Consider the following 24,523-nt stretch of genomic DNA (forward strand, 5'->3'; position numbering starts at 1 on the left):
GTCGGGTCTTGTCTTGCCATCGCCGGCTCCGCTGCCGCGCCCCCTTGCTCCATCGCCAAGGCGGGCCGATCTCAAGCTCGATCGGACGCGCGACGACCTGTTGACGCCGTTCGGCAAGCTGACGGTGACCGACCGTTACCTGCTCGCCGGCGAATTGCTCCAGGACATGTTCGCGCGGGTGTCTTGCGCCTTCGCGGATGATGTTGCGCATGCCCAACGTCTCTATGATGCGATGTCTCGGCTGTGGTTCATGCCGGCCACACCGGTGCTGTCCAACGGCGGCACCACGCGCGGTCTGCCGATCTCATGCTTCCTTAACTCGGTGTCGGACTCGCTCGAAGGCATCGTCGGCACCTGGAACGAGAATGTCTGGCTTGCCTCTAACGGCGGCGGCATCGGCACCTACTGGGGCAACGTTCGCTCGATCGGCGAGAAGGTGAAGGGCGGCGTTACCTCGGGTATCATCCCGTTCATCCACGTCATGGACGGCCTGACATTGGCGATCAGCCAGGGCTCGTTGCGGCGCGGCTCTGCGGCGGTCTATCTCGATATCCACCATCCCGAGATCGAGGAGTTCCTCGAGATTCGCAAGGCGTCCGGCGACTTCAACCGCAAGAGTCTCAACCTGCACCACGGGATCAACGTTACCGACGCGTTCATGCGTGCCGTGGGCGCCGGCACCGCGTTCGCTCTGCGCAGCCCGAGGACCAACGATGTCATCCGCGAGATCGACGCCCGCCAACTGTGGCAACGCATCCTGGAGAACCGGCTGCAGACCGGCGAGCCTTACTTGTTGTTTATTGACACCGTGAACCGGTCGCTCCCCAAGCACCAGCGCGAGCTCGGCCTCAAGGTCTCTACCTCCAACCTGTGCAGCGAAATTACCCTGCCGACCGGCATCGATCATCGCGGCGAGGAGCGCACCGCGGTGTGCTGCCTGTCGTCGCTCAACCTCGAGACCTGGGATCAGTGGAATGAGAAGCCAGGCTTCATCGAGGACGTCATGCGCTTCCTCGACAACGTGCTGACCCACTTCATCACGGTGGCGCCGGACGGCATGAAGCGTGCCCGCTACGCCGCCTTGCGTGAGCGCTCCGTCGGCCTCGGCGTCATGGGCTTCCATTCGTTCCTGCAGGCCAAGGGCATTCCGATGGAAAGTGTCGTGGCCAAGTCGTTCAATCTGAACATGTTCCGGAAAATCCGTCGCGATGCCGACGCGGCATCCGTGACGCTCGCGCGCGAGCGTGGGCCGTGCCCGGATGCACTGGAACGCGGTGTGATGGCGCGCTTCAGCCATAAGATCGCGATCGCGCCAACCGCCTCGATCAGCATCATCTGCGGCGGGACTAGCGCTTGCGTCGAGCCGATCCCGGCCAACATCTACACCCATAAGACCTTGTCCGGTGCCATCTCGGTGCGTAATCCGCATCTCGCCAAGCTGCTGGCCGCCAAGGGCGCAGATACTTCGGCGACCTGGCAGTCGATCATCGCGCACGAGGGTTCAGTCGCCCATCTCGACACCCTGTCGGAACACGAAAAAGCGGTCTTTCGCACCGCCTTCGAAATCGACCAGCGCTGGATCGTCGAGCTTGCCGCCGACCGCGCCGCGTTCATTTGCCAGAGCCAGTCGATTAACCTCTATCTGCCGGCCGACGTCGATAAGTGGGACCTTCACATGCTGCATTGGACGGCATGGAAGCGCGGGGTGAAGAGCCTCTACTACTGCCGTTCAAAATCGATCTCGCGCGCGGCGTTCGCCGGCAACATCGCTGACGGCGACAACGCGGCGCCGCCGCAGCCGCAGCGGCACACTGACTATGAGGAGTGCCTCGCATGTCAGTGATCGATCTCTCATCCGTCGATCCGCGCACACTGATCGGCAAACGGTGCGTCGGCCTCCTCGACTCGACCGGCAGCTATGACGTCGATCGCTACGCCTGGGCTTACGAGTTCTGGAAGCGCCAGCAGCAGACCCATTGGATGGGCGAGGAGGTGCCGCTTGGTGCCGACCTCAAGGATTGGGCATCGGACCGCGTTACCGACAGTGAGCGCGCGCTGCTCACTCAGATCTTCCGTTTCTTCACCCAATCGGACATCGAAGTCGGCGATAACTATCTTAAGCGCTACATCCCGATCTTCCAGCCGCTCACCGTCCAGATGATGATGGCGGCCTTCACTAATATGGAGACGGTCCACATCGACGCCTATGCGCTGCTGCTCAAAACGCTCGGCATGCCCAAGACCGAGTTCGAGGCATTTCGCGGCTATTCCGAGATGCGTGCCAAGGCGGACTACATGCACGAGTTCGGCGTCGACACAGTAGCCGATGTCGCCAGGACCTTGGCGATGTTCGGCGCCTTCACCGAAGGCATGGCGTTGTTCGCGAGCTTCGCGATGCTGCTCAATTTCCCCCGCCACAACAAGATGAACGGCATGGGACAGATCGTAAGCTGGTCGGTTCGCGACGAGAGCCTGCATTGTGAGGGCATTATCAAGCTGTTTCACGAATGGAACCGAGAAACCGGCGCGGTGACGCGCTCCGTCCGTGACGATATCGTCGACGTCGCCAAAACCATGGTGAAGCTGGAGGAGAATTTCGTCGACCTCGCCTTCGGCCTCGGCAAGATCGAGGGCATGAGGCCTGAGCAGATCCACACTTACGTCCGCTATGTCGCCGACTGGCGACTGACCCAGTTGCGGATTGCCCCGGTCTTCGGCTTCTTCGAAGCCAAGGAGGGCGGGTTCACCCAGCTCAAGGCGCATCCGCTGCCTTGGCTCGTCGAGATTCTCAATGGCGTCGAGCACGCTAATTTCTTCGAGCAGCGCGCCACCGAGTACTCCAAGGCGGCGAGCCGCGGCAGCTGGGACGGCGAAGACGGGGTGTGGGCAGCTTTCGGCCGGACGTAGCCAGACGGAACGGCGCTTTGGAGCGCCCCCGCATTTTCGGACGTTTGCGAAAGTCGGCTCTGCCGCTGCTTGCGGGGCCGCAGCGGACCTTGATCTATGCCGCTCGAAATCATGGTCGCGGGCCTTTGGGATGGACGTGCCAAAGTGGAGGTGTTGAGCACACCTAAGGTGTCCGCCAGTATCGGAGTTCATCAAAAACGCTCCGGCTGGGATGAGCAGAGGCAGCGCGGTATCGGGCAACCGATCGAAGAAAACTGCGCCCGTTGATGTGCCGATGCGCAAATGAACTCAATCCCGGTTTCACGAGGCGCGCGACGTAACCGATGTCCACGCGGTTTGCGCTAAGGCCGCCTGCAATGCGGCTTAAGAAGAATTGGTTGCACGCTAGCCGTCCTTTTGGGAAGGGCGGACGGAAACTGTTTTACGCACCTTAGCCAAAGGGACGCGGAAAAACCTGACTTGAATGCTGCGGGCCGGCGGCTGTGTACGTGACAATCACGCGTGATGGTCAAGGTGGCCGACTCCGCGGCGTCGGTTCATATAAAGTGCAGGGCGGAGAAGGCAAAAGTGAGAAGAGGGCGCACTGGTGATCGTTTGTCTCTCGCCGTGCATCTATCTTGACGTGACCAGGTCTCTGCACTGATCGATTGGGCCTTAAAGTGGGAGCTTGGCAATTTTTCGCCGGCCGGGGGCCGTCACCGACTGCCGTTGCCGTCCGCAATTTCAATCTGTCGGCGCCAGAGACATGGCCCTGCCGAGGCGCGAGCCATGGTTGCTAGTGGGGAGGCCGATCTTCCCCAGAGTCCGCAGGCCGATCTTCAGCCGGCTTCGGGCCAAGGGATCGAGTCCAGCGATGGCGTGAGACGAATGAAGCCCTCTGCTCTGCGTTCGGCTGTGTGGGCACCCCGAGAAGAGTGAAAACCTTTGTGGCGGTCCTTGCTCGGTCTCACTCCGCTGCACTCCAGCATATCGATCTGAGCGCCTGTGGCTGTTTGGCCAATGAAAACCCAGTAATCCTTGGCGAGACGTCCGTCCAACATATGGAACTCGGACAGTTCTGGTGGTGCGGCTTCGGAAGGACCTGGCTGAGACGGTCCGGCTGCAAGGGGCGAGCGTGGGGTCCGGCCTGCAATGGCCCTGCAAGCGATAGCCCGGCATGCGACGGCTAGGCATGCCACGGTCCAGCGAAGGGCCGGCATCCTCATCCTGGCATATCAGATCCTGATCGACACCAGGATGAGCCTCGACCGCCTGCTGGAGAGATACTGCAGGGGACGCGCCGCGTCAGGACAGCATCGTGCGCAAGTCTGCGCCAAGCAGAGATGAATTGAAAATGCGAAGCAGCTTGTGGCGAAGGTCAATGCCTTCTCCATTGGCTCATTGCGAATCCTCTTGACGCTCGTCAGCTTCTCGAAAGCTAACTCTCTTAGCATGAGAGAGCGGATGTCTAGAGGGCGATGCCGCCTATCCATCTTAATGGAGATGCACATCGAACACCCGATGCTCTGCCGGCGGCTCGGAGGGTGCACTCCACACGAGCCTTCGAAACAGTTCTCTGGAGGTCGCAATGCAAATTGCCGCGCGGCGAACAGGATGGAAGTGGAGCGTCGACCATGATGAGAGGGCTACGCCGGGCTCGTGACGCAGGGAGGGCGTAGCCCGACCGGAGTTACGAGCCCGGCGTCGGCGCGATCCACAGCGGACCGCGCCGACTGGTGATCGCGGCCGGCTGGTTATGCAAGTGGTTCTTCCGCCAAGAGGAATCACTCGCGTGCCAGGCCGACACATTACCGATCACCAAATGAGGCTCTACATGAAGTACCGTCAGACCGATAGCCCGCCCGTGGCCGCCGCCAAGGCGTCGTTCAGCACCTCGACCGCTTACCGGATCGAGCAGGATCGACGCCTTCCGTCGCAGAAGAAGGCTCCTCGCGGCCGTCGCCGGCCAGATCCCTTGGCCCGCGTATTTGAGACAGAGATCGTGCCGATGCTGAAGGCCGCCCCCGGTGTGCGGCCGGTCACGATCTTCGAGGAGTTGCTCCGACGCCATCCTGAGCTCGGCGCCGGCATCCGTCGCACGCTGGAGCGCCGGATCCGGGCCTGGCGGGCGATCCACGGCGAGGAGCAGGAGGTCATCTTCCGGCAGACCCACGAACCCGGTCAGCGCGGCCTGTCCGACTTCACCGACATGGGCGAATTGGGTGTCACGATCGCGGGCGTGCCGCTCGACCATCGTCTCTATCACTTCCGGCTGGCCTATTCCGGGTTTGAGCACGCCCATGTCGTGCTCGGCGGTGAGAGCTTCATCGCTCTGGCCGAAGGCCTGCAGAATGCCTTGTGGTCACTCGGTGGAGCGCCACGGGAGCATCGCACCGACAGCCTGTCGGCCGCCTTTTGCAATCTCGACCGCGACGCCAAAGACGATCTGACGCGGCGATACGAAGACCTCTGTGCCCATTACGGCATGCGCCCCTCCCGCAACAATCGTGGCATCGCCCACGAGAACGGGGCGATCGAGAGTTCGCATGGCCATCTCAAGCGGGCGGTCGGCGACGCGCTGTTGCTGCGTGGCACCGCCGACTTCGACGATCTCGCTGCCTATCGTGGCTTCATCGATGAGATCGTCAGCCGCCGCAATGCCCGCAACGCCAAGCGGATCGACAGCGAACGTACCGCACTTCAGGATCTGCCGGACCGCCGCACGTCGGACTATGAAGAGGTGATCGTCCACGTGACATCGTCCGGCGGCTTCACCTTGCGCAAGGTGTTCTACACGGTGCCGTCGCGCTTGATCGGCCATCGGCTGCGGGTGCGCCTGTATGACGATCACCTCGACGTGTTTGTCGGCGGCACGCATCTCCTCACCTTGCCGCGCGGGCGGCCGCATCCCAATGGCAAGCACGATCAGGTCGTCGATTATCGGCACGTGATCCATTCCTTGCGGCGCAAGCCGATGGCGCTCCTCAACCTGGTCTACCGCGACCAGCTGTTCCCCCGGGAAGCTTACCGCCGAGCCTTCGACGTCTTGCGCAAACGCTTACCGGACAAGAAGGCCTGCCGGATCATGGTCGATCTCCTCGCACTCGCCCATGAGCGCGGTTGCGAGGCCGAACTCGCCGATCAGCTCACGGCCGACCTGAACGACGGCCGGCTGCCCGACCTCAACCGGCTACGTACTCACTTCGCCCCGGATCCCGCCCAGATGCCGAACGTCGTGGTGCGCCTCGCACCGCTCGCCACCTATGAATGCCTCATCGGTACTGCCGAGATCGGAGGTGCCGCATGAGCACAACCAACGTAGTCGACACCGCGCGCCTCAATCTGTTGCTCAACGAGCTGCGGCTGCCCGCCATCAAGGTGCTGTGGCCGCAATTTGCCGAGCAGTCCGATAAGGAAGGCTGGCCGGCGGCGCGCTTCCTCGCCACCATTGCAGAGCACGAGATCGCTGAACGCAGCCGTCGCCGCATCGAGCGCCATCTCGTCGAGGCGCGGCTGCCCACCGGAAAGACCTTTGACAGCTTCGACTTCGAAGCCGTACCGATGATCTCCAAGGCGCAAATGACCGCGCTCGCCGCCGGCGACGGCTGGTTGAACAAGGGCGCCAATCTGCTGCTGTTTGGTCCGCCCGGTGGCGGCAAGAGTCACTTGGCAGCAGCAATCGGCTTGGCTCTCATCGAGAACGGATGGCGCGTCCTCTTCACCCGCACCACCGATCTCGTGCAGAAGCTCCAGGTGGCGCGCCGCGAACTCAACCTCGAGGGTGCCATCAACCGCCTCGATCGCTTCGATCTCGTTATCCTTGACGATCTTGCCTATGTCACCAAGGACCAGGCCGAGACCAGTGTGCTGTTCGAGCTCATCAGCGCACGCTACGAGCGACGCTCTTTGCTGATCACCGCCAATCAGCCCTTTGGAGAATGGAACAAGGTCTTTCCGGACCCAGCTATGACCCTCGCGGCGATCGATCGCCTTGTTCACCACGCCACCATCGTCGAGATGAACGTCGAGAGCTATCGCAGGCGGACTGCCCTCGAGCGAAAGCGTGGTCCAGGGCGGCCACCGGAGCACGCGACACAAAAAACGCTCGCTTGATTGACGCTCCGCGACAATCAAAGCAAACAAAACTCTTGCGCGCGACAATCATCGCGGCGATCATCATCGCGCCGCGACACTGACTCGCCATCCTGATCGCCGCGCTCTTCCGCATTGCCTCGCCTTAATTGTTACCGGATCCTAAGCCGTTGCCTCACGTAAATTGCTCCCCTGGACCGGGAACGAGCGAGGGGCGGAGATGGGGTGGCTAAGCATGGCAACGCGGAAGGAACTGACGGCGGCGGCAGGCGTGCGCTATCGGCGGTCGGATCGCGCGAAGAAGGCGCGGATATTGGACGAGTTCGTCGACATCACCGGATTCCATCGGAAGCATGCGATGCGTCTACTTCGAAACCAGGAAGGCGTACATCCGGGCCGACGGGCGCGACGTCGGATATATAATGAAGCAGAACACACCGCACTCGTGCTGCTTTGGGAGGCGTCAGACCGCATCTGCGGGAAGCGACTGAAAGCATTAATGCCCGCGCTGATTGAGGCGATGGAACGGTACGGGCACCTCGACCTTGCCCCTGAGATTCGCACCAAACTTTTGGCGATGAGCGCTGCGACGATCGACCGCGCCTTGGTGCGGGTTCGAGAAAAATTGGGTCGCAAGCGCCGGCGGCACGCGGGGCATTCCCTGCGTCGCAGTATTCCAATACGGACTTCGGCAGATTGGAATGATCCGGCGCCGGGATTCGTCGAGGCCGACCTTGTAGCGCATAGCGGTCCATCTGCGCGCGGCAGCTTCATCCAGACCCTCGTGCTCACCGACATTGCTACCGGCTGGACAGAGTGCGCACCTCTGATCGTGCGCGAACAGACGCTGGTGAGCACGGTGCTGACGGAATTGCGCAAGCAATTGCCTTTTGCGCTGCTCGGCTTCGACACGGACAATGACACCGTGTTCATGAATGAGACGTTGAAGGCCTACTGCGAGGCGGCCAACATTGTCTTCACGCGTTGCCGTCCCTACCGGAAGAATGACCAGGCGTTCGTCGAGCAAAAGAACGGCGCCGTCGTGCGCAGGATGGTCGGCTATCGTAGGTTCGAAGGCCTGGAGGCGGCCAAGCTACTGGCGGAACTCTATCGGTCAGCGCGGCTGTTCGTAAACTTCTTCCAACCTTCGTTCAAACTGTTAGCCAAGCAGCGCGACGGTGCTCGTGTACGTAAGACATACAGCGCGCCGGCAACACCCCACCAGCGCCTGTCAGCGGACGCCCGCACGCCTGATGCGGTCCGCCACCATCTCCAGGAAATCTATACCGCTCTCGATCCGGTCACGTTGTTGCGCGACATCCGCGACGTGCAGGAGCGCCTCGCGGCGCTCGCGGATATCCAACCATCCGCCCATCCTGCTGCGGCATCACAATCGATTGATCGCTTCCTGGCAAGCCTGCGAACGGCCTGGAAGGACGGCGCCACGCGCCCGACGGATCGGCCAATCGTGAAGGCTAAAAGGGGCCGGCGTCGTCCCGATCCGCTTATCCGGGCAACGTCAGATTTGAGAAAATGGTTTGAAGCCGAGCCTTGGCGGACCGGCAGCGAACTGCTCTCGCGCCTGCAGGTGGAATATCCTGGAGACTATCCGAACAAGCTTCTTCGAACCCTTCAACGTCGGTTGAAATCCTGGCGCAGCGAGCAAGCGAATGCGCTGCTGTTTGCTTCAGAAAAAATGCCGCCAGGGCATGAGGTCACAACACCCCAATGACGTGCGAGGTGCCAGCGGAGGAGGCCGGGCGCTCCGAAACCCCGGCCATCTCCGCACCCGGCCTCCTCCTCAACTCAGGCCAGGAGCAAAATAAATGAGGCAACTGATCGCGCCCGGGAGCATCGATATGTGAGGCAATACGTCTTCCGACCCAGATCGTCGCGCTATAGCAAATGGCCTTCGTCGAACTATGGCTCGAGCCAAACTTTCAAAGGAGGAGCAGGATGGATTTCAACTCAATCAGCCCAACGAACACAAGCCCGCAGCCCGATTCACCATCAGCGCCCGCGGGTCCAGCGGGCTTTGAGCACCAGCTGCGCGAGGTCGAAGATAGTGCTCTGCCACCTGCTGCGGGATCTCCCGTGCAGCAGGGCAAAGCCTACTCGCCATATCTGGACGCCCGGCATCCCTATTCGCAATATTTGGAGTCGGGGCATCCCTATTCATCACTGTTGGATCGGGAGGATGATCTATATGCGCCGGCTGCGCCCTCCCCCGGGCCATTGGTGGCCGCCAGAGAAAGCTCTCCACAGCCAGGCTCGCAGCAGCCGATCGCTCAAGCCATCGCGGAACTCCCAGAGTTTGATCCTGATCTAATTTGGCAGAATGTGGAAGCCGGGTCATCGCAGGCTGGACCGTCTCAGGCCGGACCTTCGCAAGCCGGGCCATCCTCGTCCGCCGGGGCTGCGCTGTCGGAGCTCACAAATTTCATTCCCGAGGACGAGCGTTTCATAGCCGACCACTGGGTCTTCTGTCCCCATACGGCCTCGGATGCCCAGATCAACATACTAAGGAGGGCCGGCCTCTTGCCTAGCAATAACTCCCGGACCACAAGTTTCACCATGCTGGGTATGCCCCACACAGCCGAATTTCGACAAGAGGGGTTCGTTCGTATCAAACCGTCGATGGACGCGGGCCTCTGATCTGGACAATTACACGGCGAGCGCCCACTGGGTAAGCATTCCATAGCAGCCCGCGGAGCGCGGACATAGTCCGCCGCCAGCAGACCTTCGCGACGTCGCCAACGGCAGGAGCACCTGGCAACGTCCTTTCTGGCAGGCTGTCGACTATCTTGGCCATCTTGGCCTCCCGCCAAGATGAATATACTAAATCATTAGTTACGCGTCCTTTCAGAAAATTGGTCAGGCATTGGCGGCTCAGCGAAATACCAAGAGTCCACACGGCCTGGCATGCGCGCCACTGAGCCGCTGCTGAAAGCCGATCGCGTCCGTAGGCGGTTCTGGTGAGTCGGGCTCTCGGCTCGTATTCATGCCTGCGGCTCCGACGCAGTTGGTTCGGAAGCTCGTGTCGACCTTTAAGCCCTCGAGCCCCCGTCAAAACTGGCGCTTACCAACTTCCGCTCGCGCCTAGCGTGGCTGGTTGCCCACGTCCGTTGCGGTCGGGAGCAGGCGCCGCCGTCCAGACATCCGCACGCTCATGCTGGGCGCATTAGCGTTCGAAAAGCTGACGATCGGACGGATTTGAGCCAATACAGATCGGATCGACTTCGGCTGAAGGTGTTTTCGCATCGGTTAGTCACTTCTGGCCCGTGCCAGCCTCCCGCACGGTGCCGTCCTGATGCGGCGCGTCGGGCGAATAATGCCCTTCCGGGCGTCCGTCCCGAATAACCACGCTCGAGGAGCCGCGAAACAACATCAAAACCGAATCCCGCGGCGGCCCTTCGGCGGCGGCAGGATTGCGCCGCGCCTGCGCCTCCGCCACAAGGCCCTTCAACGTCTGGTCCACCAGCGCGATGAAGCGTGGCGGGCCCGAAGCCAGGACGAGGCCATCGCCGGGGGCCGGTTTCACGATATAGCGTTCATCGGAGATGTTGAGCGCATCGAGCGCGGTCTTGAACGCATCGAAGCTGATCGGGCTCAACACCATCAGTCGGCTTTGCGCCTCGTGGGCCGCGGATATGTAAAGAACGAGGCCGTCGTAATACCATTGAAGATTGTAAAGGTTGGTCAAACGCTCGAGGAATTCGCGCGGTGGCAGGTCCGGCATTCGTCCGCGAATCCGGCCCTTCACTTCAGTGCTGACATTGACCCTGATATTGAGATTGTTGCCAAACTCCTGCAGCGCGGCAGAAAGGTCCTGGTCCAAAACCGTGTAGCTATAAGGGGCCGACGGCAGCGAGAGGGGGGCGCCAAGCGCGCTGACCATTCCAAGACAGATGAAACCTCCGGCGTAAAGAATTCTCTTCAATACCATCGTGGATCGGACAAACATTCCTGAAGGCCTTCTGAGAATTAAACTTGGAATTTCGGTCCAGCCTGGACGCCAAACGTGATCTTTAGATGACGCAAGGCGGCGCATCCTCGTCAGGTTTTCGTCAGCTCACCGTACTACGATCTTGATCCGTTCAGTGTCAGACAACGCCTGGTTTCATCAACGAGCGCAATGACTCCTTATATGATGTTAGGCGCAACGCCGATCTCACCCAATTCAGCCGACTGTCTTGCCAATGCCTGCTCGCCGGCAGCCGCCGGCGAGCAGGCGCACTTTGAGCAGTCTCTTGCGCAAGCGGCCTCCGACCAGAGTGCCACCTCATCGGTCGCAGATAGAGCCGCAGTCGTTCCGCCGGTATCGGAAGTGCAGCGCACGAACACGCTAGCGAATCCGCCGGGCGATCGCATCCTTCAAGCGCTTTCTACCATGTACCACAGTCATGTCGGTGCTCCGGCGGTCGGTAGTGTGTCGTCTGCGCCGAGCGTCATCCAGCCCGGACCTGCCGCGCAGCCGCTATTGCAGCCGCTCGACATCGGCGCGCATGAGACAGTTAAACCGGTAGCGGCAGATTTCGATTCGATGGTGGTGAATCTGCGGGATGTCTACCGGGACGTCGTTCAGGTGTCCCTTGTCTCTAAGAGCACCAGCGCCGTGAGTTCGTCGCTGAACAAGCTGCTTTCGGCGGGCTGAATGAAGCTGATGCCTGGTGTGATGTGCAGTGCGGGTAGCGGCAGCCGTCAATCGTGGCGACGGCTTCGCGTTTGCCTTGCTCTGCCCCTTCTTGTTCCGTTGCTCGGCTGCAAAGCTGATCTCTACAGTAAGATTCAGGAGCGTGAAGCCAATGAGATGCTAGCGCTTCTTCTTGGCAAGGGTGTCGATGCAGCTCGTGTTGTCGCCAAGGATGGGACCAGCACGATCCAGGTCGAGGAAAGGCAGCTCGCCTATTCGATTGACTTGCTGAATGTTGAGGGGCTGCCGCGCCAATCTTTCAAGAATCTTGGCGAGGTGTTCAAGGGATCGGGCCTCGTTGCTTCCCCGATCGAGGAGCGGGCCCGTTACGTTTATGCCCTCAGCGAAGAATTGTCGCGCACCATTAGCGATATCGACGGCGTCCTTTCCGCCCGGGTCCACGTGGTCCTTCCTAAAAACGATCTGTTGCGGCAAGATGCGACCCCCTCCTCAGCGTCGGTTTTCATCCGGCATGGCTCCAACGCAAAGCTCTCGGCGCTGTTGCCTCAGATCAAGATGCTCGTAGCCAACAGCATCGAAGGGCTGTCCTACGACAAGGTGGCTGTGGTCTTCGTGCCGGTTGAGCGAACTCCGCTTGAGCAGCCAGCGTCGCCGGCAGCCGCTTCAGCTCAACCCGCAAAATCTACTTCAACGCCGTGGCTTGCGCTTGGAGTTGGAGGCACCGGCGCCGTATTCGTCATTGCATCTTATGTGTTGCTCGGTGCGCGTCTTCGTCAGTTCGGGCAATCATCGCGCAAACTGACCATGTTCAGCAGGCGTTCGAATGTGCCCGCCGTTCAGGCTGCTGGTAAAAAGATCATGTCTGATGCGACATAGCCAGGACGCTCATGTCGGTATCAATGTCTCCCGTCGAACCCAATCGTTCGTTCACGCTGGCTTCCGATCGATTGCGTGAGCTTGTTGCCTCGATCCATCCGAGCCGTTCTGCTGCCTGTCTTGATCCGCTGCTGTCGCCGGCCACGTTGCTCCGACTACAGCAGAGTTTTAGGCTGCAGCCAAGACTGGCCGCACTGCTGGTCGGCCACGAAGTCGATGTGGGCGGAGCTGGCTGGAGCGAGGATCCTTTGCTCGGGCATGATCCGCGGCGGGCTGCCATGTTCGCCGGCAGTATCTGGCATGCACGCTCCGTCCTGAAGCTGGTTTCAAAGCACGATCTGTCAATTTTGGTCGAAATGATCGGTGCTGAAGCGCATGCTTTCGCCATCCGGCATTTATCCAGTGCGGTCGCAACAACGCCTATTGCCGATCCGGAGCGCCTGTCGCGACAGATCGAACACGATGGGCATGCCTGTCTTGGCGCCTGGCTCGACAAGGCTCCAGCGCTCGACCGTATCCGCGTGCTTCTACGCCTGCCCGTTGGGACCGCCGCGGACAATCCGGCGGCTGAGCACGGTTGTGCCGCAGGCCCGCTGCTCTCCTTGGTTATGACCCATTTGCGGGCGGAGGCTACCACGATATGACAGTCGACGTCCCAGCATTGCCTGTGACCCCGCAGTTCCGCCCGCTTGGACCTCTGATCCCGGCAGCCGAGCTCAAGATCTGGCATGACGCCCTAGACGCTCGGGCTGCTGCCGGACGGCACCTGCAGCGTGTTCGCAGCTGGGGACGCAAAGCTTATGAGCGGGAACGGGGGCGCGGCCATGCCGAGGGCGTCAAGGCGGGCGCAGAGGAAATGACGCAACTGATTGCGCAGGCTGCGTGTGAACTCGCGCAGCGAAAAGCCGTTCTGGAGCAGCAGTTGCCCGAACTGGTCATTGAGATCGTGCGCGATTTGCTTGGCTCCTTTGATCCGGGAGAGATGCTGGTACGCAGTATTCGTCACGCGATCGAGCAAAAGTACAAGAACACGGAAGTTTGCCTTCACGTATCGCCCTTAAAGGCCGATCTGCTTGCCAGCGAATTCGCAGCCTACAACGGACAGGATGGCCGGCCCAAGGTCAGGATCGAGCTGGATCCGGCGCTCGCGGCGGACCAATGCGTTTTGTGGAGCGAGTTTGGCAATGTCGACCTCGGACTCGCCGCGCAGCTCCGCGCGCTTCGTTTGGGGTTTGGCTTGCCTTCGCACGAAGGTGAGCCATGACCACGCAACGACCGACGCATAATGCTGCGGCTGAAGAAGGGGCAGTCCACGCCGCACTGTCATCCTTGAGATCTTCCGCTAAGCATATCGACACGCGTGCCGTCCGCGGTCGGGTCACGCGGGCGATCGGTACACTGCTCCATGCCGTCCTGCCGGAGGCCAGGGTTGGGGAACTATGCCTCTTGCAGGATCCCCGCAGCGGATGGTCGCTCGAGGCCGAGGTGATCGGTTTGTTGCCGGACGGGGTGTTACTTACGCCGATCGGTGACATGGTCGGCTTGTCCAACCGTGCGGAAGTCGTCACGACCGGGCGAATGCAGGAAGTGCCGGTCGGCCCCGATTTGCTCGGCCGCGTGATCGACAGTTTCGGTCGTCCGCTCGATGGTAAGGGCCCCATAAAGGCTGGCGAAGCGCGTCCGCTGCGTGGTAAGGCGCCTAACCCGATGAAACGGCGCGGTATCGAACAGTCTTTTCCGCTCGGCGTTCGTGTCCTGGATGGGCTCCTGACATGTGGAGAAGGCCAGCGGATCGGAATCTATGGAGACGCCGGTTGCGGCAAGTCGACACTGATGTCGCAGATCGTCAAGGGTGCAGCCGCCGACGTCACGATTGTCGCGTTGATCGGTGAACGCGGCCGAGAGGTGCGTGAATTCATCGAGCGCCATCTTGGCGAAGCGCTCCGCCGCTCGGTTGTCGTTGTGGAGACCTCCGACCGTTCGGCCATGGAGCGGGCGCAGTGCGCCCATATGGCGACGGCGCTGGCCGAATATTTTCGTGATCAGGGGCTGCGCGTCGTTCTGATGATGGATTCCTTGACACGCTTTAGCCGCGCGATGCGCGAAATGGGCCTTGCCGCAGGAGAGCCTCCGACCCGGCGCGGATTTCCGCCCTCCGTCTTTGCGCTGCTGCCGGGCTTGTTGGAGCGGGCCGGCATGGGCGAGCATGGCTCCATCACGGCCTTCTATACCGTGCTTGTCGAAGGTGACGGCATGGGCGACCCAATCGCCGAAGAATCACGCGGCATTCTTGACGGGCACATCATTCTCTCGCGCGCGTTAGCCTCGCGAGAGCATTTTCCGGCAATCGATGTGCTGTCGAGCCGAAGCCGCGTCATGGATGCCATCGTTTCTGTTCAGCATCGCAAGGCCGCTTCCTTGTTCCGTGATCTGCTCTCGCGCTACGCTGAGGCCGAGTTCTTGATCAAGGTCGGCGAATACAAGCAAGGCTCCGATCCGCTGACCGACCGGGCGATCGCCTCGATCGAGGAGTTGCGCACGTTCCTGCGTCAGGGCCAGGACGAAGCATGCAATTTTGAGGAGACGGTGGCATGGATGTCGCGTCTGACCGCATGAACTGTGTTCATGCCTCGAAATTGCGGCTGGTGAAGGACATGCGGGAGCGGAGTGCCCTTCGTGAGCTGTCTAACATGGAAGCCAAGCGCCGCATCGCAGATGAAGCTGTCGCACAGGCTTGCGAGCAGCTTGCAAATGCCGAAAGACACCGCGCAAGTATTGAAGCCGAGCTCTATCGGCAGATGTTATCGGACGATGCGATATCCGTCAGCGAACTCGAGCGCCGCCATCATCTTATCATCGGCCGACTCACAGAGGACATCGCGGCAGCCCAGCAGGTTCTTGACGAGGCGCGCTCCGCTCAAGATCAGGCCGAGACTGCAGTCCTTGAGGCGCGGACGCTTTGGGCCAAACGTTCGGCGGCGTGCCACAAATGGCAAGAGATCGAGCGTGACGTTGAGCGAAGCACCAATGCTCGTGTTGAAGCCGCGACGGAAATCGAAGCCGATGATGAGGTGTTGCTTCGCTACCGCAGAGGCGCGTCCGTCCAAAGGGGAGACGAGCCGAGCTGATGGCCGATACCCCTACCTTAGCGCCAGCGTGCCGTGAGGGGCAGGCGCCGCCTGCGACCCAGAGGCCGGATGGATCGGTGCCATTCAGCCCGCGGCTGACCCTCTCGCATGTTGTGGTCTCGTGGCTCAACGAGATCGCGGTTTTCCGCGGACCTCTGCAAAGCCGTCTCGGCGACAAGCTGCTATCGCTGCGTATAAACCGGCTTGTCTGGCAGGTCGAGCCGACTGAGACATCGATGCTTGATTGCGTCTTTGACGCCGGCGGCGAAATGCTCGTCTTGTCCTTGCCCGTCCCGCTTGCCGAAGCGCTGATTGCGACCGTACAGAACGGCCTGAGCTTACCTTCCGAGCCGACGCGTTCGCTGGTGCTTGAACTGGCGCTAGAGCCGTTGCTCGCTCCATTGGAGCGACTGATGCAGCGGCATTTGCAGCTTCTCCGCACCGATGAAGCGGCGAAATCAGGTCCATACCTGGAATTCGACGTCGCCTATGGTCAGCTCACGAGCAAGGCTCGCCTGGTTTTATTCTCGTCTCTTGACGCTCTGGTTCCGCCAGCGTTCAGCGTCCTGGGCGAACTGCTTGGCCGATTGCCGCGACAGACGCCCAAGCTTCGTTCTGAACTGCCTGTCATTGTCGCAGGCCAGGTTGGCTCGCTCCGCATCACGATCGGCCTTGTTCGTCAGGCACAGCAAGGCGATGCGCTGCTGCCGGACGCTATTCCGCTTGCTCGAGGGCAGGTCATCCTGACTGCGGGCGCATTGTGGGCCCCTGCGGAGATTGCCGGCGACAGGCTGGTCCTGCGGGGGCCATTCCGCTCGCAATCCCACCCCCTGAAAAATGGACACATGACGACACATCCCCAAGCGCAACAGCTCCCCTCCGAGGCCGATATCGACAGTCTCGAGATCACGCTCGTATTCGAATGCGGCCGCTGGCCGATGTCGATTGGAACCTTGCGAAGCATCAACGAAGGCCATGTGTTCGAACTCGGCCGGTCGCTTGAGGGCCCCATCGATATCCTTGCCAACGGGCAGCGTATCGGCCGCGGCGATATCGTGCGGGTCGGCGAGGAACTTGCCGTCAGGTTACGCGGCAGGTTGGCGGTCAATGACTGAGATTCAACCCAGCATCCTGGCGCTTCTTGCGATCACGGTCGGCCTCGGCCTGCTCGCCTTCGCAGTCGTTACAACGACCGCTTTCATAAAGGTCTCCGTTGTGCTCTTCCTGGTGCGCAACGCGCTCGGAACCCAATCGATACCGCCCAACATCGTCCTGTACGGGGCGGCACTGATCCTGACGGTCTTCATCAGTGCGCCGGTGTTTGAGCAGACCTATAACCGCCTGACGGATCCGCAACTCCGCTACCAAACGTTCGATGACTGGGTGACGGCCGCCAAGGAGGGGCAGGAGCCGCTGCGCGCCCATCTGAAGAAGTTCACCAATGAAGAGCAGCGCCGGTTTTTCCTGTCATCGACCGAACATGTCTGGTCGGAGGAGATGCGCGGCAGTGCCACGGCTGATGATTTTGTGATTCTTGTGCCGTCGTTCCTGATCTCGGAGCTCAAGCGCGGCTTCGAAATCGGTTTTCTTCTCTATCTTCCCTTTATCACCATCGACCTGATCGTCACGACGATTTTGATGGCCATGGGGATGTCGATGGTGTCGCCGACGGTGATATCTGTTCCCTTCAAGCTCTTTCTGTTCGTCACCATCGACGGCTGGTCACGTCTCATGCACGGGCTGGTATTAAGCTATACGACGCCCGGAGGTTGATAATGAACGAAGCCAGCATCCTCATGCACCTGAGCCAATCGCTCGTGCTTTTCATGATCTGGGTTCTGCCGCCGCTCCTCGCAGCTCTCATTTCGGGATTGATCATTGGCCTCATCCAGGCGGCAACCCAGCTCCAGGATCAAACCTTGCCCCTGACGGTGAAGCTTCTGGTCGTCGTCGCCGTGCTCGCCGGCTTTTCTCCTGTGCTCAGTGTTCCGCTCATCGAACAAGCCGAGCGCATTTTCAGCGAGTTTCCTGCACTCACCGCAAGATACTAGCGGGACCTGGATGGCTGGCCTGTCACCCACCGATGCGCACGCTCTCGTCCAGGGAGGAATCGAACTTGTCGCGGCAACCGGCCTAAGCGCGGCCCGCGCCTTGGGCATCATGCTTGTGCTTCCTGTTTTTACGCGGCCGCGTATCAGCGGCCTGATTCGGGGCAGCCTGACGATTGCGATCGGATTACCGTGCCTGGCGCAGATCAGGCTGGGCCTGGAGGCGCTAGACCCGAACACGCGTCTGGTCAGCGTCACCATGCTCGGTTTGAAGGAGGTCTTCGTCGGCCTTCTGCTCGGCATCCTGCTCAGCATTCCCCTATGGAGTATCCAGGCAGTCGGCGACATCATCGATACCCAGAGAGGAATCTCGAGCCAGGTCGCGGCGGAAGATCCTGCGACGCACAGCCAGGCGTCAGGAACCGGGCTTTTTCTCGGTGTCACTGCGGTCACGATCTTCGTTCTGGTCGGCGGCCTCCAGACCATGGTGAGCAGTCTTTATGGCAGCTATCTGATCTGGCCCGTGTATCAGTTCCTGCCTGCGGTCACGGCACAAGGGGCAATGGAATGCCTCACCCTTCTCGATCATATCATGCTGACGACGCTATTGGTCGCCGGGCCCGTGCTGGCCCTGCTGCTGTTGATCGACGTGTCGGTCATGATGCTCGGCCGCTTTGCATCGCAGCTCAAGCTGAACGATCTTTCGCCTACGATCAAGAATGTCGCCTTCGGCATCATCATGGTCAGCTACACCGTCTATCTCCTCGAATACGCGGGAGCCGAAATCCTGACGTCGAACAACGTGCTCGAGCATTTCAAGAAGCTCTTGAAATGAGCAGCACGAGCGAGGAGAAAAAGCTTCCTCCGACACCCAAGAAGCTGCGCGATGCACGCAAAAAGGGGCAGAGCGCGCGCAGTTCGGATTTGGTGAGCGGGGTCAGCGCCTGCGCTGGTTTTTCCTGCCTGTGGTGGAGAGCGGGAGCGATCGAAGACAAGTGGCATGAAACGGTCCGGCTGATCGACAAACTGCAGGACCAGCCTTTCACGAGCGCTGTTCCGCAGGCGCTCAGCGGATTATTGGAACTTTCGATTGCAACGGTCGGGCCTTTGCTCGCGGCTGCCGTGGCAGCTGCCCTTCTGGCCAATGTTCTGGCCAATGGCGGCTTCATGTTTGCTTTGGAGCCACTCAAACCGAAACTTGAGAAACTGGATCCCATCAAGGGCTTGACGCGGATCGCATCGAAACGATCGGCCATCGAGCTTGGCAAGACGCTGGTTAAGGTGGTGCTCCTCGGGACGTGCTTTTTCCTCACCGTGACCGCAAGCTGGAAAGCACTGGTGTACTTGCCGGTCTGCGGCATGGGCTGTCTCGGAATTGTCTTCACCGAAGTCAAGCTGCTGGCCGGGATTGCCGCCGGGGCGTTTCTCGTTGGCGGATTGATTGATCTTCTGATCCAGCGCTGGTTGTTCCTGCAGGAGATGCGCATGACCGAAACCGAGGCCAAGCGCGAGAACAAGGAACAACAAGGCAATCCGCAGGTGAAGCGTGAACACCGGCGTCTGCGCCAGGAGTCCGCGAACGAGGCTCCGCTTGGCGTTCATCGCGCCAACCTGATCCTAAGGGGGTCCACAACCCTGGTTGGGTTGAGGTATGTTCGCGGCGAAACCGGTGTGCCTGTCCTGGTCTGCCGTGGCGAGGGCGAAACTGCTTCCAAACTGCTTGGCGAGGCGCGCGCGCTGGTCCTCAAGATTGTGGATGACGACGTCCTGGCGCGACAGCTGCTCGGCACAGCAAAGCTCGGCAACCCGGTTCCTTCGCAATATTTCGAGGCGGTCGCAAAAGCGCTTCACGCTGGCGGGCTGGTCTAGAGTGCTTGCGGGCGAAGCGGGTCCCGATTCGCGTGAAGAAACGCGCCAGACCGAAAATTTAGAGCCCCGTTCCGCAATCAATCGGGACGGAAAAAACGCTGGATCATCTTGACGGTGGCGCTAGGTGGCAGCCCCTCATCGAGGGGGCTGTACGTCACTCGTCGCCGCCGCGGGGGCTTCCGTTGCCCTGTTGCTCGCTCCATCTTCCCCTTTGCTCTTGTTGGGCGGGGCAAAGCTGCCGTGGCTGGCAACAGGAATGGCGGCGCGATCGCCACTACTTATTATGACAGATCGATTGTCCAGCAAGTCGAGCGGATCGTTGACCATGACTGCCAGATTGTTTCTGGTCGAGCAGCCAAGGGTCGGATCGAATGAATTATCGTTTACTGCAGGCCCGACGATGGAAAGCGATGGACAGATAGGAGGATGGGCTTCAAAGGTGATGGCCTCGATCCGCACCCCGAACCGGGCGGGCAGATCGAGCGGGGAGGCAGCAAGGCGGATGTTATAGGGGGCAATGCCCATGGCACGGGCCTCGTGAGCCACTTGTGCAATGAGCCGGGGAGAGCCGGTGACATCGACATGGAGTGCATCCCGCCGGCCGCCACTGGCACTCGCAATGAAGCTCCGCAGCCGATGCCTTTCGGAGCCACGAAGGCTCTGCAGGAACAAGACGCTGCTCTTCTGCTCCACCTGGATCGCTTGCTCAGCCGGCTCGGAACGGACCGAAGCGCTATTTGCGCATCCACCTAATGTTGCCGCCATAACGATCAAATGGCACAGACGTCGCAAGGTCATTTGACGATCCTCATTCGATGATAAAGCCGGCGCTGCCGGTCAATCCTGGTGCGCTGGTGCGGGGCGCATCGCGGTCTTTTGGCGGTCGCGCCAGCGTATTCGTCAAAATGCGGCCCGCGTCCGACGGCGGTGCGATGCGATCGTTCGGCGCACTCATCCGGCTCGGGTTCGATCCGGGCCGCACGATGTAAGGCGTGACAATAATGACAAGCTCGGTTTCGCGCTTTTGAAACGATGAGGAGCGAAACAGCGCGCCGAGGATCGGCACGTCGCCGAGCCAGGGAAATTCGCCGATGTCGTTGTTGAAGTTGCGCCTGATCAGGCCGCCGATTGCAAAGCTCTGACCGCTGGCGAGCTCGACCACGGTGCTGGCCCGCCGCGTCGAGAGGGCAGGGACTTCCATGCCATTGATCTTGACTTGGCCCTCGCTCGACAGCTCGCTGACTTCGGGCTTCACACGGACATTGATCTGATTATTGTTGAGAACCGTCGGAACGAATTCGAGGCTCACGCCGAACTGGCGGAATTGGACCGAAACCTGCCGATTATCCTGCATCACAGGAATGGGGAATTCGCCGCCGGCCAGGAAGCTTGCGGACTCGCCGGACATCGCCGTCAGATTCGGCTCAGCCAGGATCGAGGCGAGGTGTTCGCTGGCGAGCGCGTCGAGAACAGCGCTGAGATTGGTATTGCCGGCGCTGAACCCGATACCGATCGTGCCGCCGCCGCCGGCGGCGCCAGACCCGCCATCTTTGCCGCTGATCAGAAAAGCGCCGTTCGGGCTGGATGCGGTGAAATGGATATTGAGATCCTTGACGGCGCTGCGGGAGACTTCTGCGACCCGTACGCTGAGATTCACCTGCAACGACCCGGCGACCTGGATCTTGTTGACGACCAGTGACCCGGCCCCAAGAAACTGCTCGGTAACTTTCTTGGCGGTCTCGACGACTTCGGCATTGGGCGCCGTACCGCTTAGGATAGCGCCGCGTGGGGTATAGCTCACGTGGATCGGATAGTCGCCAACCTCGGCTCGAAGCGTTGCTCGCAGGTCCTCGATCGGCTGTGTAACGACCACGCGCAGCTCGGCGAGAGCCTCGCCGTTTTCGTTCAGGGCAAAGAGGCTGGTCCGTCCGGATTTCTTGCCAAACACGAAGATCGTCGTGTTCGACGGTGCCTGATAATCCGCAATCGTCGGGTCAGCAACAAAGATGCTGGTCGCCGCAGCGGTCAGATGAACTGTCTTGCCCTGTGAAGAAGTCAGGTTCAGCGTGCCGGAGGTGCCGCCCGGCGCCGCGCGTGGCGGTTCTCCTTTGCCATCCCGCTTGATCTCGGCTGCCGCAGCAGATGAAAACAGCATAGCAAATCCGCACAGGACGTAGCAGAGGCGAGATAAACCGGCAGAGCGCGACGCGCTGGCGACCATCGACGGCTCATCGGTGCCGGCAGCATTGTAAATGACCTTCAAGGGATTGTTGCTTTCGAGTTCGATTTAATCAGGCAGCCGAGGCTGCCTCAATGAGTTCAAGGGTGTAACCGACGCCGCGCGCGGTCTTGATCCTGAGCGTCGCACCCGACTGGCTCAAATGCGTGCGCAGGCGATAGATCCCGACTTCCAGCGCATTGGTCGAGACCTCATCGTCGAACGCGTACAGGCTGTCCTCCAGTGATGCGCGCGGCACGGTGCGGCCGGCACGGTTGAGCAAATGTTCAAGAATGCACACTTCGCGGCGGGCAATCTTCAGTATCCGACCACCGACCGCGACTTGCCTCGCAATGGGGTCGAAGTGCAGATTGCCGAATGTCACGAGCGGCGCCGTCATTTGCGTCGACCGCCGCAGAATGGCCCGCATGCGTGCGATGAGTTCCTCGGTCGATACGGGTTTGGGGAGGAAATCGTCCGCGCCCGCATTGAAGATCGCAATCCGCCGGCCGAGATCGTTGAGACTGCTCATCATAATGGCCGGCATCGAGCGTCCCTCGCGCCGCAGCTGCTTCAGCCAATCCAAGCCGTCTCCATCGGGCAGAACCAATTCGAGCAAAAGAATGTGATAGTTGGCGCAATCCAGCGCGGCCGCCGCCTCATCCAGCGTGCGTGTCACGTCAACTGCGAACCCGCAATAGGGGAGCGCTTCCTTCACAGCACGGGCAAAGTCCGCATGATGATCAACCAGGAGAATTCGCATTTCATCGCCTCTCGTCCATACACGCCAAGACCTTAAGCGCGTCACGGTTGACCAAGAGGTTCGACGAAACTGACAGACGTCCGCCTTGGCGTGAGCGCCAAAGTGCGGCAGCGACGAAGCGGAGCGTGGTGGCGGGCGATCAATCCCGGTGACATACTTATCATGAGATTGAAAAATGCGATGACCCGACGGTGACTGCATACGTCGCCGGCGATGCCGAGCGGGCCCTTTATGCCGGGAAGAGATGCAAAATCATTCACGAGGCCGCAAGCGGTTGCAGCAGATTGGCGGATCTGAGCATTGATCGCAGAGATGTCTGCACGCACTGAGTAGCCGTCTTCGATCGTGATGGCGTTAGAGCGCGCAATCGAAGCCAATACCCAGGAGCGAGCCGATGGATTTGTGGCTGAACAGCCTGGCGAAACCGACATTGTTGGAACTCCCCACCACTTCCACCTTGCCCCGGCCCCGCGGTCAATCTTGCTATGCTGTCGAGCCTGTGGCGTCGCCAAGTCCCGATGAGGCAAGGTGTTCCGCGTGAATGACAATTTCAGGCCACGCATCTGGACGATGCCTCCGGCGCAGCGATGTACGACGAACAGATCGATGTGCCTTCCGACTACTGAGAAAACCGCTCCCTAGCCGGTGATAGACATGCAGGGCGCCAACGATCCCGATGTTTTGCCGCGTCCAATGCTGCGCCCCATCGACAAGTCGTGAATGAGGGGCAGATAGGGGCGCTGCTTGTCGGGGTTAGGACGCCTCTGATCGAGGTCATTGCGCCAGCTGCATCTCATCTTGGATGAGCGGCGGCGGAATGATCGAAGCTCGAGTTTTTGGTTGCGTGGTGCACGGACAGTGCGAGGTAAACAGAGCCTGCTTTCGGCCCGAATGCTAGATCCTGATCCGGCTGCAACAGGGGTCGCACTGATTCCTTCGCGCTGCACGTAAGCGGTGTTGAGAACACGCCGTCGACAGGAGTGATCGATCCGTGTGACCGAGCGAAGTGGTGTGGCGTTGAGTTTGAGAGACGTTCGCAATTCTTGCTACCTGTCGGGAAGTGTTCGCGCGAGCGCGGTTGTGTGTCGCGAGGTTGTCGGAAATCCTACAATCTGACGTTGGGTGAGATTCAAGTGTCTTTAACAATTGGTTACAACGTACCCTCAAACTTGTGCGCGTCTTGAGGCGACAGCGAGGCAGTCTGGACACGGTCACAGCTTTGAGGATCTCTGTCGGTCTTACTTTCTCCAACGTCGTGAGCATCTCGTCTCTCCAAATTCTATGACGCGCAGTCTGACCTGCAACGATGGCATGAGGCAGCCATACTTGCTGCGCGTTAAGGGCGAAGCCGTTGCGCGCGTAAGCGTGCGATTGCCGGATCGCCTCACACGTGGCGATTGGCAGGCTGACTTTGGCTGGCCGCAAGAAGCGTTGATCTGGCGCGTGATCTTCTGGATGCAGACGCGCGATTGCCGAAGTGGAATTGACCGGCAAGGGATTGGACAGAGAATCGATTGTCACACCACATTCCTGAATGCTGCCTCCAAAGATCGCAACCGACTATGGGGGCTTCATGCAGGATCGGCAAAATCAATTGTTTTGATGGAACGCATTCAAAAGGCGGATAGGCGTAGAGCGGCTGCGCGGCTTGCCGTGTTTGATGCGGCGTTTACTGCGCTTGACGGTCTTCAAAACGCGCGTCCCGTATTTCGCCGAAGGCGTTCTCCGGCTCACGACACGGGTTCGGTCTCGGGCACGAACGCGGCGACCGGATCGATGTCAGGCAATAGCCGAAGCCCGCCCGAATGAGTGACGTCAAAGATCAATTTGGAAGGGCAGGTCGAAATGGGCACCACGCGTCGGACCTCAAGTCATCTAGCTGCTGCTCAAAGCTTGCTTGATGCTAGGACCTGTGTGCCGGCGCGTCGGTGTGTGCGCTCAGCTCGTCTGGCTGCCGGTCCACGCGGTGAGGCTGCTTCAGGACGCCGT

At 60.5% G+C, this 24,523-nt stretch carries 23 protein-coding genes; 18 read left to right on the forward strand and 5 right to left on the reverse strand.

What is annotated here, in order from left to right; all coding sequences use genetic code 11:
* Positions 1-13: 13 nt before the first annotated feature.
* The 6 genes from ACE10X_RS09460 (at position 14) to ACE10X_RS09485 (ending at position 8,710) form a co-directional block, all read left to right on the forward strand.
* On the forward strand, positions 14-1,843 hold the full coding sequence (locus ACE10X_RS09460; protein ID WP_225161267.1) for a ribonucleoside-diphosphate reductase subunit alpha: 1,830 nt from the start codon (positions 14-16) through the stop codon (positions 1,841-1,843).
* Complete coding sequence (locus ACE10X_RS09465; RefSeq protein ID WP_162136766.1) at positions 1,834-2,907, forward strand: ribonucleotide-diphosphate reductase subunit beta; 1,074 nt, start codon at positions 1,834-1,836, stop codon at positions 2,905-2,907. The genes ACE10X_RS09460 and ACE10X_RS09465 overlap by 10 nt, the downstream gene beginning before the upstream one ends.
* 96 nt (positions 2,908-3,003) lie before the next feature.
* Positions 3,004-3,174 (forward strand): hypothetical protein, encoded by a 171-nt coding sequence (locus ACE10X_RS09470; protein ID WP_155258801.1) that lies wholly within the window; start codon positions 3,004-3,006, stop codon positions 3,172-3,174.
* 1,468 nt (positions 3,175-4,642) lie between these two features.
* On the forward strand, positions 4,643-6,193 hold the full coding sequence (gene istA, locus ACE10X_RS09475) for an IS21-like element ISBj11 family transposase (protein ID WP_080586188.1): 1,551 nt from the start codon (positions 4,643-4,645) through the stop codon (positions 6,191-6,193).
* The gene (gene istB, locus ACE10X_RS09480) at positions 6,190-6,999 is read left to right on the forward strand and encodes an IS21-like element ISBj11 family helper ATPase IstB (protein ID WP_016842034.1); all 810 of its coding nucleotides are present in this window, start codon (positions 6,190-6,192) and stop codon (positions 6,997-6,999) included. Before istA ends, istB begins: the two co-directional genes overlap by 4 nt.
* Positions 7,000-7,198: 199 nt before the next feature.
* Positions 7,199-8,710: an ISNCY-like element ISBj12 family transposase gene (locus tag ACE10X_RS09485; protein WP_011084703.1), complete on the forward strand. Its 1,512-nt coding sequence runs from the start codon at positions 7,199-7,201 to the stop codon at positions 8,708-8,710.
* Between the two features lie 1,536 nt (positions 8,711-10,246).
* Here ACE10X_RS09485 and ACE10X_RS09490 read toward each other — a convergent pair.
* Positions 10,247-10,942, reverse strand: a complete 696-nt coding sequence (locus ACE10X_RS09490; RefSeq protein WP_026192322.1) for a hypothetical protein — start codon at positions 10,940-10,942, stop codon at positions 10,247-10,249.
* Positions 10,943-11,113: 171 nt separating this feature from the next.
* On the opposite strand from ACE10X_RS09490, the gene ACE10X_RS09495 reads away from it, so the two are divergent.
* The 11 genes from ACE10X_RS09495 to ACE10X_RS09545 all read left to right on the forward strand — a co-directional run bounded on the left by ACE10X_RS09495 (position 11,114) and on the right by ACE10X_RS09545 (position 19,553).
* A complete protein-coding gene (locus tag ACE10X_RS09495; RefSeq protein ID WP_233475196.1) occupies positions 11,114-11,632 on the forward strand; it encodes a nodulation protein NolB in 519 nt (172 codons plus the stop codon).
* Positions 11,633-12,508: a type III secretion system inner membrane ring lipoprotein SctJ gene (gene sctJ, locus ACE10X_RS09500; protein WP_080583567.1), complete on the forward strand. Its 876-nt coding sequence runs from the start codon at positions 11,633-11,635 to the stop codon at positions 12,506-12,508.
* Between the two features lie 23 nt (positions 12,509-12,531).
* The gene (locus ACE10X_RS09505) at positions 12,532-13,152 is read left to right on the forward strand and encodes a nodulation protein NolU (protein WP_244436014.1); all 621 of its coding nucleotides are present in this window, start codon (positions 12,532-12,534) and stop codon (positions 13,150-13,152) included.
* Positions 13,149-13,772: a type III secretion system stator protein SctL gene (gene sctL / locus ACE10X_RS09510; protein WP_028343886.1), complete on the forward strand. Its 624-nt coding sequence runs from the start codon at positions 13,149-13,151 to the stop codon at positions 13,770-13,772. The genes ACE10X_RS09505 and sctL overlap by 4 nt, the downstream gene beginning before the upstream one ends.
* Positions 13,769-15,124: a type III secretion system ATPase SctN gene (sctN, locus tag ACE10X_RS09515; protein ID WP_304498897.1), complete on the forward strand. Its 1,356-nt coding sequence runs from the start codon at positions 13,769-13,771 to the stop codon at positions 15,122-15,124. The genes sctL and sctN overlap by 4 nt, the downstream gene beginning before the upstream one ends.
* Positions 15,100-15,636: a hypothetical protein gene (locus tag ACE10X_RS09520; protein WP_028343884.1), complete on the forward strand. Its 537-nt coding sequence runs from the start codon at positions 15,100-15,102 to the stop codon at positions 15,634-15,636. Before sctN ends, ACE10X_RS09520 begins: the two co-directional genes overlap by 25 nt.
* A 113-nt stretch (positions 15,637-15,749) precedes the next feature.
* Entirely contained in the window at positions 15,750-16,751 is a 1,002-nt protein-coding gene (gene sctQ / locus ACE10X_RS09525; protein WP_028343883.1) for a type III secretion system cytoplasmic ring protein SctQ, read from the forward strand.
* The gene (gene sctR, locus ACE10X_RS09530) at positions 16,744-17,409 is read left to right on the forward strand and encodes a type III secretion system export apparatus subunit SctR (protein ID WP_028343882.1); all 666 of its coding nucleotides are present in this window, start codon (positions 16,744-16,746) and stop codon (positions 17,407-17,409) included. Before sctQ ends, sctR begins: the two co-directional genes overlap by 8 nt.
* Positions 17,410-17,411: 2 nt before the next feature.
* Positions 17,412-17,687 carry an EscS/YscS/HrcS family type III secretion system export apparatus protein gene (locus ACE10X_RS09535; RefSeq protein WP_028343881.1) on the forward strand — a complete coding sequence of 92 codons (276 nt, stop codon included), beginning with the start codon at positions 17,412-17,414 and terminating at the stop codon, positions 17,685-17,687.
* Between the two features lie 10 nt (positions 17,688-17,697).
* On the forward strand, positions 17,698-18,519 hold the full coding sequence (gene sctT, locus ACE10X_RS09540) for a type III secretion system export apparatus subunit SctT (RefSeq protein ID WP_028343880.1): 822 nt from the start codon (positions 17,698-17,700) through the stop codon (positions 18,517-18,519).
* Complete coding sequence (locus ACE10X_RS09545) at positions 18,516-19,553, forward strand: EscU/YscU/HrcU family type III secretion system export apparatus switch protein (RefSeq protein WP_028343879.1); 1,038 nt, start codon at positions 18,516-18,518, stop codon at positions 19,551-19,553. The genes sctT and ACE10X_RS09545 overlap by 4 nt, the downstream gene beginning before the upstream one ends.
* Positions 19,554-19,688: 135 nt before the next feature.
* On the opposite strand, the gene ACE10X_RS09550 is transcribed toward ACE10X_RS09545, so the two are convergent.
* Genes ACE10X_RS09550 through ACE10X_RS09565 form a run of 4 tightly spaced genes read right to left on the reverse strand, consistent with a single transcriptional unit; the run spans position 19,689 to position 22,965 of the window.
* Positions 19,689-20,351 (reverse strand): CpaD family pilus assembly lipoprotein, encoded by a 663-nt coding sequence (locus tag ACE10X_RS09550; RefSeq protein WP_080583568.1) that lies wholly within the window; start codon positions 20,349-20,351, stop codon positions 19,689-19,691.
* Positions 20,352-20,361: 10 nt separating this feature from the next.
* A complete protein-coding gene (locus ACE10X_RS09555; RefSeq protein ID WP_028343877.1) occupies positions 20,362-21,816 on the reverse strand; it encodes a type II and III secretion system protein family protein in 1,455 nt (484 codons plus the stop codon).
* A 28-nt stretch (positions 21,817-21,844) separates the two neighbouring features.
* On the reverse strand, positions 21,845-22,534 hold the full coding sequence (locus ACE10X_RS09560) for a response regulator transcription factor (protein WP_026192327.1): 690 nt from the start codon (positions 22,532-22,534) through the stop codon (positions 21,845-21,847).
* 41 nt (positions 22,535-22,575) lie between these two features.
* A complete protein-coding gene (locus ACE10X_RS09565) occupies positions 22,576-22,965 on the reverse strand; it encodes a hypothetical protein (protein ID WP_125459152.1) in 390 nt (129 codons plus the stop codon).
* Positions 22,966-23,860: 895 nt separating this feature from the next.
* On the opposite strand from ACE10X_RS09565, the gene ACE10X_RS09570 reads away from it, so the two are divergent.
* Positions 23,861-24,343 (forward strand): hypothetical protein, encoded by a 483-nt coding sequence (locus ACE10X_RS09570; RefSeq protein WP_155258733.1) that lies wholly within the window; start codon positions 23,861-23,863, stop codon positions 24,341-24,343.
* The last annotated feature ends 180 nt before the right edge of the window (positions 24,344-24,523 follow it).

This window comes from Bradyrhizobium sp. Pha-3 (assembly GCF_042258325.1).
Classification (GTDB): domain Bacteria; phylum Pseudomonadota; class Alphaproteobacteria; order Rhizobiales; family Xanthobacteraceae; genus Bradyrhizobium; species Bradyrhizobium elkanii.